11 protein-coding genes and 2 pseudogenes are annotated in these 13,787 nt (G+C 64.3%); 9 read left to right on the plus strand and 4 right to left on the minus strand.

Features of this window, described 5'->3' with window-relative positions:
- Positions 1–58 precede the first annotated feature (58 nt).
- From nhaA to LAJ19_RS17525, 4 genes and pseudogenes are all read left to right on the plus strand, one after another.
- A pseudogene (nhaA, locus tag LAJ19_RS17510) lies at positions 59–1,348 on the plus strand (Na+/H+ antiporter NhaA); the annotation flags it as partial.
- A 199-nt stretch (positions 1,349–1,547) separates the two neighbouring features.
- Positions 1,548–1,718, plus strand: coding sequence for a hypothetical protein (locus tag LAJ19_RS17515; protein ID WP_225523773.1), 171 nt, complete (start codon positions 1,548–1,550; stop codon positions 1,716–1,718).
- 3 nt (positions 1,719–1,721) lie between these two features.
- A complete protein-coding gene (locus tag LAJ19_RS17520) occupies positions 1,722–3,068 on the plus strand; it encodes an ArsB/NhaD family transporter (RefSeq protein ID WP_225523774.1) in 1,347 nt (448 codons plus the stop codon).
- Between the two features lie 12 nt (positions 3,069–3,080).
- Positions 3,081–4,352 carry a cation:proton antiporter gene (locus LAJ19_RS17525; RefSeq protein ID WP_225523775.1) on the plus strand — a complete coding sequence of 424 codons (1,272 nt, stop codon included), beginning with the start codon at positions 3,081–3,083 and terminating at the stop codon, positions 4,350–4,352.
- 568 nt (positions 4,353–4,920) lie between these two features.
- Here the strand turns inward: LAJ19_RS17525 and LAJ19_RS17530 are convergent.
- From LAJ19_RS17530 to LAJ19_RS17540, 3 genes are all read right to left on the minus strand, one after another.
- Positions 4,921–6,237, minus strand: coding sequence for a hemolysin family protein (locus tag LAJ19_RS17530; RefSeq protein ID WP_225523776.1), 1,317 nt, complete (start codon positions 6,235–6,237; stop codon positions 4,921–4,923).
- Positions 6,237–7,550 carry a hemolysin family protein gene (locus LAJ19_RS17535; RefSeq protein ID WP_225523777.1) on the minus strand — a complete coding sequence of 438 codons (1,314 nt, stop codon included), beginning with the start codon at positions 7,548–7,550 and terminating at the stop codon, positions 6,237–6,239. The genes LAJ19_RS17530 and LAJ19_RS17535 overlap by 1 nt, the downstream gene beginning before the upstream one ends.
- Before the next feature lie 290 nt (positions 7,551–7,840).
- Positions 7,841–8,551 (minus strand): IS6 family transposase, encoded by a 711-nt coding sequence (locus LAJ19_RS17540; RefSeq protein WP_225523778.1) that lies wholly within the window; start codon positions 8,549–8,551, stop codon positions 7,841–7,843.
- Positions 8,552–8,588: 37 nt separating this feature from the next.
- Here LAJ19_RS17540 and LAJ19_RS17545 point away from each other — a divergent pair.
- Positions 8,589–8,978: pseudogene (locus LAJ19_RS17545) on the plus strand (transposase); the annotation flags it as partial.
- Between the two features lie 253 nt (positions 8,979–9,231).
- On the plus strand, positions 9,232–10,077 hold the full coding sequence (locus tag LAJ19_RS17550; protein WP_225523779.1) for a DUF4384 domain-containing protein: 846 nt from the start codon (positions 9,232–9,234) through the stop codon (positions 10,075–10,077).
- A 166-nt stretch (positions 10,078–10,243) separates the two neighbouring features.
- Here the strand turns inward: LAJ19_RS17550 and LAJ19_RS17555 are convergent, their stop codons facing one another.
- Positions 10,244–10,471, minus strand: a complete 228-nt coding sequence (locus tag LAJ19_RS17555) for a hypothetical protein (RefSeq protein ID WP_225523780.1) — start codon at positions 10,469–10,471, stop codon at positions 10,244–10,246.
- Positions 10,472–10,560: 89 nt separating this feature from the next.
- On the opposite strand from LAJ19_RS17555, the gene LAJ19_RS17560 reads away from it, so the two are divergent.
- From LAJ19_RS17560 to LAJ19_RS17570, 3 genes are all read left to right on the plus strand, one after another.
- On the plus strand, positions 10,561–11,271 hold the full coding sequence (locus LAJ19_RS17560; protein WP_225524003.1) for an IS6 family transposase: 711 nt from the start codon (positions 10,561–10,563) through the stop codon (positions 11,269–11,271).
- Positions 11,272–11,506: 235 nt separating this feature from the next.
- Complete coding sequence (locus tag LAJ19_RS17565; RefSeq protein ID WP_225523781.1) at positions 11,507–12,277, plus strand: Crp/Fnr family transcriptional regulator; 771 nt, start codon at positions 11,507–11,509, stop codon at positions 12,275–12,277.
- Positions 12,274–13,773, plus strand: a complete 1,500-nt coding sequence (locus LAJ19_RS17570; protein ID WP_225523782.1) for a dihydrolipoyl dehydrogenase family protein — start codon at positions 12,274–12,276, stop codon at positions 13,771–13,773. Before LAJ19_RS17565 ends, LAJ19_RS17570 begins: the two co-directional genes overlap by 4 nt.
- The last annotated feature ends 14 nt before the right edge of the window (positions 13,774–13,787 follow it).

Genomic DNA, 13,787 nt, shown 5'->3' on the forward strand with positions numbered 1-13,787 from the left:
AGTCCGATCTGCGGACTCCACCGTTTTTTGTTCCGGAGGACACATGACTTAACCTCAATCCCCGTTTGCCCGCTTCGTCCACAGCGAGTCCTTTGCCGGCCTGCTGCTGGTGTGCACGGCCCTAATCGCCTTTCTCTGGGCCAACTCCCCCTGGCGTGAGACCTACACGACCGCCCAGCACACGCACCTGGCCCTGTCCCTGGGTAACGCCAGCCTGGACCTCTCCATCGAGCACTGGGTCAACGACGGCCTCATGGCCGTGTTTTTTCTCCTGGTGGGCTTGGAAATCAAGCGGGAGGTCCTGATCGGTGAACTGTCCTCCCGCCGCCGTGTGGCGCTTGCGGTCGCGGCGGCACTGGGCGGCATGCTCGTTCCTGCCGCCCTGTTCCTGGCGCTGAACGCCGGCGGACCTGGGATCTCCGGGTGGGGCGTTCCCATGGCCACCGACATTGCCTTTGCCCTGGGTGTCCTGGCCCTGCTCGGCTCCCGGATTCCCCTGGGCCTCAAAGTCTTCCTGACGGCGCTCGCGATCGTCGACGATCTCGGGGCAGTGATTGTGATCGCCCTGTTCTACACCTCCAGCCTCGACCTGACCTTCCTGGCTCTGGCGGCCCTCACCTGGGGCGCGGCGCTGTATGCCGGCTGGCGCGGGGCCTTCAGCCTGAAGCTGTACGCCGCGCTGGGTGTCTTGCTGTGGTTCTTCGTCTTGAAGTCTGGGCTGCACGCCACCATCGCCGGTGTGCTGCTCGCCTTCGCAGTGCCCATCCGCAAGCCCAACCCCGCCGGTTACCTGGCGGCCCTGACGAACGCCGCCCGGCCCGGACGCGGCGAGGTGGTCGGCGCACGGCTGCGGGATCTCGAAGACCTGCTCGAACGTGCGCAAAGCCCGCTGCACCGACTGGAACATGCGCTGCATCCGTTCGTCACGTTCCTGGTGCTGCCGGTGTTTGCCCTGGTGAACGCGGGGGTCACCGTGACCAGCGGAGGCCTCGGCGCGGTCTCGCTCGGGGTCATCCTGGGCCTGCTGGTCGGCAAGCCCCTGGGCGTGGTGGGCGGCGCTTGGCTCGCCGTTCGCGCCGGGGTGGCCTCGCTCCCCCGCCGCGTGACCTGGATGCATATGGTGGGCGCCGGGCTGCTGGCGGGCATCGGGTTCACGATGAGCTTGTTCGTTTCCAATCTGGCGTTTGAGGACGCCGCCCTGCTCACGCAGGCGAAACTGGGCGTTCTCCTGGCGTCCGTCCTGGCGGCCACGCTGGGGGCCGCGTGGCTGATGCTGGGCAGCCGGACCACAGGTGCCGCCGCGCGGGCTGGCGTTGGTCCACACGACGGGCCGGATGCGACCGTGTAACGAGAACCCCCTCCCGTGCCCATCGCACAGGTCCTTGAGGCAACCTTTACCACCTCCCCGTTTTACCGGTAGTGAACTCTGCACTGACCTTGTACACTGAACCCACAATCCTGTCGTCATGACGGGTACCGGCGACCATACGCCGAACTGGAGGAGTCTGCTAACAGACTCCTCCTTTGTCGTTTTCCCAGGAGGCCGTATGAACCAGTCCAATTCATCCCCACCCGATCCCGAAGAAGGTCACGAGTCCCCACCTTCACAGCGCGACCTCGTGCTGTTCCTCGCGACGTTTGTTGGCGCGCTGATCGTGACCGGTCTGATCGTGCTGCTCGTCGTTCATTTCTTCCTCCAGCCTCTACCCACCGGATAAACCATGACCGAACCCACCCACGCCACCCTGCCTGAAACGCTCGGCCTGCACCTGAGTGACACCACCCTGACTGTGCTCGCCATCGCCCTGTTCGTCCTCACGTACGCCATGATCCTGTTTGAGAAGTACGTCCACCGCACGGTTGCGGCGCTGCTCGGCGCCTGCGCCGTCATGGTGGTCGGCCTCCTGACGCCCGACCAGGCCTGGGGCAGCATCGACTTCACCACCATCTTCCTGCTGTTCGGCATGATGAACATCGTCAACGTCCTGAGCCGCAGCGGATTTTTTGACCTGGTGGCCCGGCGCGCCATGCTCCTCACCCGAGGCGAACCTGTTCGCGTGCTGTGGATCTTCAGCCTGCTCACCGCCGTCTTCAGTGCGTTTCTCGACAACGTCACCACGGTGCTGTTCATGGCGCCGGTCGTCGTGACCGTCGTCACCCGGCTGGGCCTCCGACCGATGCCTTACCTGATTGCCGTCATCCTGGCCAGCAACACCGGCGGCACCGCCACACTGGTGGGTGACCCGCCCAACATCATCATCGGCTCCGTCGCCGGCAAAGGGTTTGGAGAATTCCTGGTGAACGTCGCCCCCTACGCCACCCTGGCCACCCTCGTCGGCATCGCCCTGATGCATCTCCTGATGCGCTGGCGCGGCGAACTGAACTCGGCCGGCGCCAGTGAACGCCTCCAGCAGATCCTGTCCGACGACCGCCCCATCAAGACCGACCCGAAACTCATGCGCCAGGCGCTGGTGATGTTCGCCGTCACCCTTGTGCTGTTCATGGTGGGCCACCCGATCGGGCTGGAAGCGGGCCTGATCGCCCTGACCACCAGCACCTTCCTGCTGCTGATCGCTGACCTCTCCCCGGTGGAACTCTTCGAGAAGGTCGAGTGGGCCACGCTGCTGTTTTTCATGGGGCTCTTTATCGTGGTGGGCGCGCTGGAACATGTCGGCGTCTTTGAGCAGGTGGCCACGGCCCTGACCGGCGCCATCGGTGGCGACATCGGACTGGGCATTCTCCTGGTGGGTTTCGCCAGCGCCATCATCAGCGGCTTCGTGGACAACATCCCCTTCACCATCAGCATGGCCAGCGTCCTCAAAGAACTGCAAGCCACGCTGGGCACGAAGATGGATCCGCTGTGGTGGGCCCTCTCGCTGGGGGCCTGCCTGGGCGGAAACCTGACCCTGATCGGCGCCTCGGCGAACATCGTGGTGTCGGACATCGCCGCCCGTGAGGGTCACCCCATCAGTTTCGGGCAGTTCATGCGCTACGCCACGCCAGTCGCGCTGGTCACCGTAACGCTGGCCCTGGGCCTGTTCTACCTGGTCTTCCAGCTGTCGACCTGAGGAGCCTCCCTGATGCGCATTCTTGATCTGGCGACCCTGCTGGTGTGTGTCACCGCCACTCTGGCCTTCGTCAACGCCCGCTACCTGAGACTTCCGGCGTCCATCGGCGTCACCGTCGGGGGGCTGGTCGTCAGCCTGCTGATGTTCCTGCTCGTGGAGCTCAACGTGCCGTTCGCAGTAGACGCCGTGACCATCGTTCGGGGCATTGATTTTGACGACTTCGTTTTCGAAGGCGTGCTTTCGTTCCTGCTCTTTGCCGGTGCCCTGGGGGTCAACTCGCACGCCCTGTGGAGCCTGAGGGGTCCAGTGGTCTCATTCGCGCTGCTCTCCACCGCCCTCTCCATCGGTCTCGTGGGGCTGAGCGTGTACGGCCTGCTGGGGCTGTTTGGGCTGAGCATTCCGCTGGTGTACTGCCTGCTGTTTGGCGCCTTGATCAGCCCCACGGACCCAGTGGCGGTCCTCGGCATGCTCAAGCAAGCTAAGGTGCCCAAGCGCATCGAAACCCTGGTCGCCGGAGAAAGCCTGTTCAACGACGGGGTGGGCGTCGTCGCCTTCGCGGTCCTGGCGGGTATTGCCGCCGCGGCAGGCGGCGCGCACGGTCCGGACCTGAGCGCCACGGGGGTCCTTACCTTCTTCGCCCAGGAAGCGCTGGGCGGGCTGGTTCTGGGGGGCGTGCTGGGCCTGCTGGCCTACCTGGCCTTGCGCTCTGTTCACGACTTCGTGGTCGAGGTGCTGGTCACCCTCGGTCTGGTCCTGGCGTGTACCGCCGTGGCCACCCACCTGCATGTGTCCGCCCCTCTGGCGGCCGTGGCCGCCGGCCTGCTGGTCGGCTCGCTGACCGACCGGCGCCCCGCGGCCCTGTCCAGTCGAGAGAAGTTCGACAGCTTCTGGCACCTCACCGACGAACTCCTGAACATCTTCCTGTTCACGTTGCTCGCCCTGGAAGTGGTCGTGGTGCGCTTCAGCACCCAGGCGCTGCTGCTGGGGGTTATCGCCATCCCGCTGGTGCTCCTGATCCGCGCGGTCAGTGTGCAGGTGCCGGTCCTCCTGCTGCGCACCAGGCATGAGTTCTCGCCGTTCACGCGGCGGTTGATGATCTGGGGCGGACTCAGGGGCGCGATCAGTGTGGCGCTGGCCTTCACGGTGCCGGCTGGCCCGGCGCGGGACCTGTTCCTGGTGATGACGTACGTGATCGTGGTGTTCTCCATTCTCGTTCAGGGTCTGACGGTCGGCCGCCTCGCGGCGAAAGCAGGTCAGGCCGACGCCGCCACTTCATTGAATTGAGGGGCAGGAGGACGACACTCGTGCCAAACAACGACTGCGTCCTGATGGATCAGGAGAGCCTGTGAACGCGCGCGGCTGGGCCGACAGGGTTGCCCCAAGCAGCCCAGGCCCACGCCGCTCGCTGCGCAGCCCCTGTGGCAGTGGCGCCGACCAGGGCGGGGGGAGAGCTGGCCGGGGTCGCGGTGGTGATCGTGGCGCTGGTGATCTGGAAGACTCCGTCGCAGGTTCATGTTCTGACAACCTCGCGTGGTCCTGTCGCTCCAGCGTCACGCAGGTTGAACCGCAGGTTAGCCAACTGCACTTCCACCACGTTGCTCCCGGCACCTCAGCCACACCTCTGCCGTGATTGTCTCCCGGTTGTCTACCCGCCCCGGTGCGTCTCCCAACAGGAACCCGAATGCTTTCGGGGATAGGCGCATCTCCAGCCCTTCGTACAGATGCTTCTGGAGGAACAGTATGAGTCCCACCAACGAACGAACATCGTAGGTGCCATCCGCACAAGTGTTTGTGCGCTGTTCGAACGTTCCACGGCCGTGCTCATCACCGGCACGAGTCCCATCTTCAACGACTACTGCAACACAACCCTCTCAGCACCTGTAACCTGCCGCACCTTTATACGGGTGATCTTGAGGCCCTGTACCTCTTCAGCCGTCAGGTCATGTCCCTGTACAAATACCGTAGTTCCCGCCGCCGGCACTGTCCCATGCTCCCCGAGCAGCAGCCCCGCAATGGTTGTCGCGTCCTCACAGTGCAGGTTCAGGCCGTGGTCCTCCCGCAACTCGCTGAGCGTGACCTCGCCATTCAGGGTCAAGGAGCCATCCTCATTCCGCTGCACCCAGTCCGATGACCCCGCATCCTCTTCGTCCATGACGTCCTCGATCAGGTCATCCATCGTCACGAAGCCGAGGGTGCCGCCGAACTCGTCCACCACCAGGGCTGCGTGCAGGCGTTCCCGCTTGAACAGCGCCAGCAGATGCTCGGCCGTTGAGGACGCCGCCACGCTGGGCAGGGGACGGATCAGCCGGCCCAGGTGGAGGGACCTGCCTGCCACGCGTGCACGAATGAAATCCTTGACGTGCAGGACCCCGATGATCTCGTCGAGATTGTCCTCGAACACGGGGTAGCGGCTCCGTGGCGACCGGGCAATCCGCCGCGTGATCTCCTCAGGAGCCGCACTGACCGACAGGGCCTCCAGGCTGCGGCGGGGTGTCATCAGTTCCTCGGCCGTGCGGTCCTCAAGCGCGAAAATGTTCTGGATCAGGTCCCGCTGCACTTCTCCCAGCTGCCCACTCTCGGCGCTTTCATCCGTGATGATGCTGAGCTCTTTGCTGGTATACAGGAATGCGTACTTCCCCGGTTCCCGGATACGCAGCAGCCGCATCAACCCGAGCGCCAGGAAATTCAGCAGGATGATCAGCGGCCGGAAGATGAACCCGAACGAACGCATGAGCGGACTGACTTGCAGGCTGACCGCCTCCGGCGCCTGCAAAGCCAGCGCTTTCGGGATCATCTCCCCGAACACCACGTGCATGAACGTGATCAGGCTCAACGCGATGACGAACCCAGCCGTGTGCGCCGCCGCGTAGGACAGGCCGGCACCTTCAAACGGCCCGTACAGCCAGCTGGCGATGGCGGGCTCACCGTACATGCCCAGCCCGATGGAGGCCAGCGTGATGCCCAGCTGCGCGATGGCGATGTACCGGTCTTTTCCCGTCTCATCGTCGAAGACAGCGGTCAGCCAGCGGGCAGCTGGGTTTCCAGTGTCGGCGAGCGCCGTCAGGCGGGTGCGGCGCGCGGCGACCAGAGCGAACTCCGCTGCGACGAACACGCCATTGAGCACCACCAGCACCAGGATCACCACGATGGGAACAACGACGTCCACCATCAGACGGTCCTCCCGGTGTCCCCATCTGTCGTGCCTCTCGGCAGGGTGAAGCTCACCCTATGCACCGCGCGGCGCTCCATCACCTCGACCCGCAGGACCAATGCCCCCACACCCACTTCATCCCCCACCATCGGCAGTCGGCTCAGCTCATGCCACACCAGGCCACTGACCGTATCCACCTCGTCGGTGGGCAGGTCTAACTCGAACCGGTCGTTGAGCACGTCAATCAGCACGTCACCCCGGACCAGCACCCGGTCCCCATCAACCGTGAGGAGTTCGTCCTCGTGATCGAACTCGTCCTGCATTTCCCCGAAGATCTCTTCCAGGGCGTCTTCCAGGGTAGCCATGCCAGCTACACCGCCATACTCATCCACGGCGATGGCAGCGTGGCGCGACGCTTCACGCAGCCGCCGCCACAGGTCCGGAACCGGCATGCTTTCAGCCACGATCAGAGGTGGCCGGGCGACGTCACCCACCCGCCGATCGGGCTGGTTTTCGCCGGTCAGGAACAGCTGGCGCAGATGAATGATGCCGGTGACGTCGTCCGGGGTATCGCCCGTGACGGGGAAGCGGGTGTACGGGGTGTTCGCCAGCTGCCCGAGGGCCTCATGCACCGTGAGGTGACCAGGGATCGTCACAAGCTTGGTGCGTGGGGTCATGATTTCACGAACGACGCGGTCCTCGACATTCAGCACACCCGCGACCATGTCGCGTTCACTGGCGTCGATGAGTCCTCCACGGGCACTCTCGCGGTACAGGCCCTCGAGCTCCTCAGGGGAATGGACGTGCGCATGACTGGAGTCCACATGAAGCTTCAAGGCCCGCATCAGGGAGAAGGCCGTGCCGTTGAAGAGGCGGATCAACGGGTGGAAGACAAAAAGGCTCAACTGCATGGGTCGCAGGGTGCTCAGGGCCAGGCGCTCGGGGTAGCGAAGGGCCACCGTTTTGGGCAGCAGTTCGCCCAGGACGACCTGCAAAGCCGTAATCAGCACCAGCACCAGGACAGTTGCGAGGATCACTCCCCCGGCGGGACCGACCACGGGAGTGAAGAGGGGAATAAGCTGCGCCTGACCATACGCGCCGGCGGCCAGGCTGCTGAGGGTAATTCCAATCTGGCAGGCCGCAACGTACGTGTCCAGGCGCCCTGGATCTTTCAGGATCTCCAGCAGGTCAGCCGCCGAGCGGTTCCCCGACTCGGCCGCCTCTTGCACGCGCGAGCGCCTGGAACCGACGGTCGCGAACTCGGCCGCGACGTACAGCGCATTGAGGGCCACCATCAGCAGGATGACCCCCAGGGGAAGGAGCGCGCTCAAGGCACACCACCAGGCTTGGTGGTGTGCTCCACGGGCGCTGCGTTGTGAGTCGAACTGGGAGGTTCGGCGTTGTCACTGGAGGGCAACGGCATAGACCGCCAGCATAGCGCGTTGCCGGTCCGTCATTCGGGTGATGCAGGTTTGGGCTTCACGTGGCAGCGGTTCGAGAAGCACACGGGGATGGCTCTCTGTGGAGGTGGAGGCTGCACCCCGCTCGCGCCAGTGTTCAGGCACGGTTCCGGCAACTTAATCTCAATGGGATTGGAGTAGGGCAGCAGGCAGCTTGATTCTCAAGCTGCCTGCTGCATCGCCTCTCGCCAGAGGCGCAGCGCTACGGTTTGGTTGCTTCTTCTCCTGGCGGCGGAAACGGTTGTTCGGGTGTGGCGGTGAAGGTTCGAGACTCGGGCGTGCAGGGCCAGGAATTCCTGCGTTCGCTGTCGTCGTTTGAAGCCGATCCGACTCCGTTCCTGCTGCCGTGTGGGTCGATGGGATTGCTCAATCAGGGTGTTGCAGCGCGCGGTGGAGACGACCTGAACGTGCTCCACGGTGTGGAGCACGGGAAGCTGACGCCGCGCTGCCCCGTCGCTCCAGAGCTTATCGGTGTGAATGGCCTCAGGAACGCGATATTCACCGAGCAGGCGGATGAAAAAGGATCTGGCTGCCTCGGTCTCTCGGTGTTCCTGAAGGAGGATGTCGAGTACGGCCCCGTATTCGTCGACCGCGCGCCACATCCAATGCTTGACCCCACCGACCTTGACGCAGACCTCGTCGAGATGCCACCGAGAACCCCGCCGGGGTTCTCGGTGGCGCAATTCTTCGGTGAGGAGCGGCGTGAACTTGATGTTCCACTGGCGGAGGGTCTCGTGGCTGACCTGAACACCGCGCTCGTGGAGCAGCTCCTGCACGTCACGCTGGCTGAGCGGGAAGCGGTGGTCGAGCCACAGGGCATAGCCGATGATGCTCAGGGGAAAACGATGGCGGTAGGGCTTCCGGTCCAGCACAGTTCAGCAGCCTACCCGGTTTAACTTGCCAGAACCGTTCTTCCAGAATACGAAGCAGGGCTCGATTCGGAGTGGAGATGTGATCCAGTTTTTGGAGCATGTGTTGCGGCGGGTCGTTGGGGAACTCGTGGTGGTGCTAGTCAATGCGGGCATTCACGGGGCCAAAGCCGTGCAGACGTTCGTGGCGTGCCACGAACGTCTCTCACTGGTGTACCTGCCGCCCTACGCCCCAGAATTGAACCCCATCGAGCTGGTGTGGGCGTACGTCAAGCGCAATGTCCTGGCGAACTTCTGTGCTTCGAACGTTCAGGAGCTCAAGGCCCGGTTGGTCAGTGCCTGGCAACGCGTGCGCTACATCCAGCTTCCACAGCACTTGATGGACTCAAACTTATGCCGAGATCAACAACGGGGGTTTTCGGGCGATTGAAGCTATAACGCGTGGTCCTTCGTTTCCGCGTCGCCTTTGACAAACAGCTCGGCAGGGGGAGGGTTCCTCTCAGCCCGGCTGCGCTTGCTGGGCGAGGTCGGCGATCATGTCCACCGGTCCGCACCCTGGGCAAGTTGCGCGCGCTTCAGTGGCTTCCCAGGCCCGCTGTGCCCGTCTTTAGGGATCGTCCATTCTATAACAGCCAGTCAGGCCCCTCTCAGGCATAGCAGGCCAGGATATGCCACCTTCAAATATGAAACGCACCCTCATGTCGGTCGGGCTCCTGCTTGGTCTGGGAACGACCACGGCCCAGACTGCGCCCAAAATCACTTCGCAGAGCATCATCGTCAACCCGGTGGTAACGCCACTCAAGGTCAGTGTCTGGACGGCGAAGGATACAACCGGAAATGCCATCCCAACCTACGTGGCAGGCGACAGAATCGTCCTGAATGTCAAAACCACGCAAGACGCCTACGTCTACCTGTTCAACGTGGATCAGAAAGGCACGATCAGCCTGATTCTGCCCAACCGCTTTACGAGCGGCGAGAACTTCATCAAGGCAAATACCACCAAAACGTTTCCCAGCGCCAACGACAAGTTCACCTTCGACATCGCTGGCCCCGCTGGGCTGAACAAGGTCCTGGCGCTGGCCAGCACCATTGAACTTGACCTGGACGACATCGCCCGGTTCAAGGACAATCAGACGACTGGGTTCGCCACGATCACCATCAAGGGCGGCCAGAACGGTCTGGCACAGGCGCTCTCGATCATCGTCACGCCGCTGGCCTCAGAGGAGTGGGTTACAGATGTCGCCCAGTACCAGATTTCCTCGAAGGTAGCGGCGCCGCCCGTCCCCGTGTCGACAACTTCAGTTTGGAAGACCACATTCAGGTCGAGTATGAGGCTGGGTCAGGTGTACACGTTCTACGCCAACCAGCTTAAGGGCCAGGGGTACATCGAACAGGAGAAGATCTCCGGTCAATACCGTGTGGTCGGTGAGCTCAAACTACAAAACAATGTGACCGCCACCCTGACCGTCAATCAGCGTCCCAATACCACCACGTACGACATCGTCCTGACGCGCAAAACGACTCAATAAGCTTTCTGAGGCCTGGGCTGGTTCCGCTCTTTTTGAAGAGCAGACCCAGCCCCTCTTTTCCGGTTGCCTACGTTCACAAGTGAAATCGGAAGCCACCTCTTCAACGTGCGGCTTCCAGCTTCTACGGGCACCACGGTTGCCTGTGGGTGAGGGGCTCTGAAGTGCTTCAGGACTGAGGGGGGTGGTCTGTCAGACGCCCAAGGTCTGCCTGAAGCGCGGCGACCTCTCTGCGCAGCGCCTGAAGTTCCTCAAGCACCCGACTCCCGGCATCTCCACCGTTCTTCCCACCTTCTCCCTGCTGCTGTTCGCGGTCGTTGCCCACAAAGACACTGGCCACCGACGCGGTCAGGTACCCGAATACGGCAAAGCCGTACAGCGCCAACAGCCACGTCAAGGCGCGACCTTCTGCCGTTTGAGGAAAATAATCGGATCCCATCGTGACCAGACGGTTGTGGCAAGTTGTTGAGGTAGGGTGACGCGGTGCTGAGCGGTCAGAAACTCCCTGGTTACCGATTCCCCCTTGCGGTGATCAGTTACGCCGTCTGGCTCTACCACCGCTTTACCCTGAGCTACCGGGACGTCGAGGAACTCTTGCTGGAACGGGGCATCGCCGTCACCCGCGAGTCCATTCGGACCTGGTGTATCAAGTTCAGCGACCCCTTTGCCCAGGGTCTACGCCATCGAGAACCCCGACGGGGTTCCCGGTGGCACCTTGACGAGATGTGCGTGGACGTGGGCGGTGTCAAACACTGGCTGTGGCGGGCCGTCGACGAACACGGAGCCGTGCTGGACGTCCTCCTTCAGGAACAACGCGACACCGAGGCCGCCAGATCGTTCTTCCACCGATTGCTGGAGGAATACGACGTGCCGGAGGTCATCCATACCGACAAGCTTCGGAGTGACGGCGCAGCTCTTCGGGAATTTCCTGTGCTCCACAGCGTGGAGCACGTCCAGATCGTCTCCACGGCCCGCTGTAACAACCTGATCGAACAATCCCACCGCCCGACACGACGCCAGGAACATCAGCAGCGAGGTTTCCGGTCACGGCAGCGGGCACAAGGTTTTCTCAACCTGCACGCCCGCATCACGAATCTTCACCATCCTGCTCGCTCCACCGTTCCCGCTCGCCACCGGCGTCACCACCAACAGACCGCCTTCAAGACGTGGCAAGAAACCGTGCGGCAGGCGGCCTGAACTTCAAGCCGCCTGCCTTCCCGCAGCCCTCTGCTTCCGTGAAGCACAACCACCTCAACAACTTGCCACAACCCCCGGGCACCCTCACGAATTGGGTCCATTGTCGGTGGGCGGCACGGGACCAACCCCGTCAGCCCAGGACATGTCGTGCCGGCAACACACGCTGCCCCCTCCGCAGGTCACACTGACGCATGAACCCACGTCCCGCCGTCTATTCCTCTAGCGCAGGCACGTCATGAATACGGTTGACCCGACGCGCCGGCTGCTCTCCTTGCTGGGCGTGAGTCCTGTGCCCAAGACGCCGCAACGTGCCTGGTCAGTCACGGACACCAACTGGATGACCTCCATCAGCGACCCCGACATGCAGCGACTCGGGCAGATCTGTCCGCCCCGCCGGTATGCGCGCGGGGCGCGGGTCTACCGGCGGGGTGAGTCAGCAGGCAATCTCTACATCTTGCTCGAAGGCCACGTCAAACTCGCCCAACCCGGCTGGCTGGGCAACGAGCGCGTCCTGACCGTCTGCGGTCCGGACGACTTCTTCGGGGAGAACTTCCTGACCCTCGCCCGGACCTGTCTGGCTGATGCAGTGTGCCTGGGTGACCACACCGTCGTGTGCCCGGTGAGCCGCGAGCAGTTCCTGGAGGTGGCCACCCAGCTGCCTCACGTCGCCCTGACCTTCGCGATGGTGTTGGCGCGGCGCAACGCAGACCTGGAGGAGCGCCTCCACGTCATGACCCAGCCAGTGCAGGTGCGGCTGGCGCGCGTCATGGTGGAACTCGCGGTCCGGCTCGGCGAGAACCTCGGCGGCGAGGTGTACCACCTGAAACTGGACCTCCGGCACGACGAGATCGCCAGCCTGGCGAACGCCAGCCGGGTGAGTGCCACGCAGGCGATCAGCGCGTGGCGGGCCCAGGAGCTCGTACTGGGCACGCGAGGCGACTACCGGGTGAACGTGCAGGGTCTCGAGGCCCTGATCGAGCAACTGGAACTGGAGGCACTGGAGTGACGGCCTCACCAGCCGTGTGGAACGTGCCGTGCGCGCTGGGCGAAACGGTCATGACGGTCGACGTGGCGGTGCTGGGTGGCGGCGCGGCAGGTTTGACCGCCGCCCAGGTAGCCGTCACCCGCGGTCAGACGGTCATCCTGATCGAGCGTGACCGTCTGGGCGGGGAGTGCCTGTTCACTGGGTGCGTGCCCTCGAAGACGCTGCTCTCCCTGGCCAGACGTGTTCACACGGCGAGAAGCGCCGAGGCACTGGGGCTCGCCGTCCTGGGCCCTCCCAGCTGGGCCGCCGTCCAGGCCGCGCTGGGCCGCACCATCGGGGCGTTTCAGGAGGCGGACAGCCCGCATGCGGTGCAGGCGAGTGGCGTGCGGGTGGTCAACGGCGAGGCGCGGTTCGTCGCCCCCCGCACCCTGGAACTTCAGTGCCAGGGCCACACCCACCAGATCGTGGCTGGGGAGATCGTCCTGGCGACCGGGTCCCACCCGGTGGTCCCTCCCATCGAAGGGCTCACGGACCTGCCCTACCTCACGACGGAAACCCTCTTTGACCTGCCCGAGGCACCCGCCCACCTGCTGATCCTGGGGGGTGGCCCGGTCGGGTGTGAGATGGCGCAGGCGTTCGTGCGTCTGGGCAGCGACGTGACCCTCATTCAATCCGCAGCGCAGCTGCTGCCCCGGGATGAACCCGAGGCGGCCCGGCACCTGCTGCAGGTCCTGCGGGCCGACGGGGTGACCGTTCATTTGAACGCCCAGGTTCAGCGCCTGCGGGGAGAAGCGGACGGCATCAAGGCTGACCTGGACAGCGGTGGGACGGTGACCGCCTCTCATGTGCTGCTCGCTACCGGAAAGCGGCCGAACGTCGAGAACCTTGGGCTGGAACGGATCGGGGCCGCTTATGACGAACACGGGCTGACGGTGGACGCCCAGATGCGCTCCACGACCGTGCCGTACCTGAGCGGGGCAGGCGACGTGGTCGGTGGACCAATGTTCACGCACGGCGCGACCGAGCGCGGCACGCTGGCGGGCCTGGGGGCCACCGGCCAGGCCGGCCGCCTGCTCGCGCGCGCCCGCGCCCCCGGGGCCCAGGTCGAGCGCATTCCCTGGGTGACGTTCACATCCCCCGAAATTGCCCACTGGGGCCTGACGGAGGCGGACGCGGTCCAGAAGTACGGCCGGCGGGTGATCGTCGTCGACTATGACTACCGCCACCTGGACCGCGCCATCACCGAGGGCGAGGCGGGCTTCGTGAAGCTCATTGCCCTCCAGGGCCGCCTGGGCACGCCGCTGGGCCTGCGGGTGGTGGGAGCGCAGGTGGTGGGGGGGCCCGCCGGGGAACTGGCGCAGCTGCTCAGCATGCCTGGCCGCCTCGGCATTCATCCCCTCAAGCTGGCCCTGTTGCCCGCTCCTTACCCGACGTACGCCGAGGCGGTGCGTCAGACGTACCTGGGCTTATTCACGCAAGGGCGAGCCTTTGGGGTGAGGCGCCCTGGACGGCGCTGAGCCAAGCAGGGCGG

This window comes from Deinococcus taeanensis (assembly GCF_020229735.1).
Classification (GTDB): Bacteria; Deinococcota; Deinococci; order Deinococcales; family Deinococcaceae; genus Deinococcus; species Deinococcus taeanensis.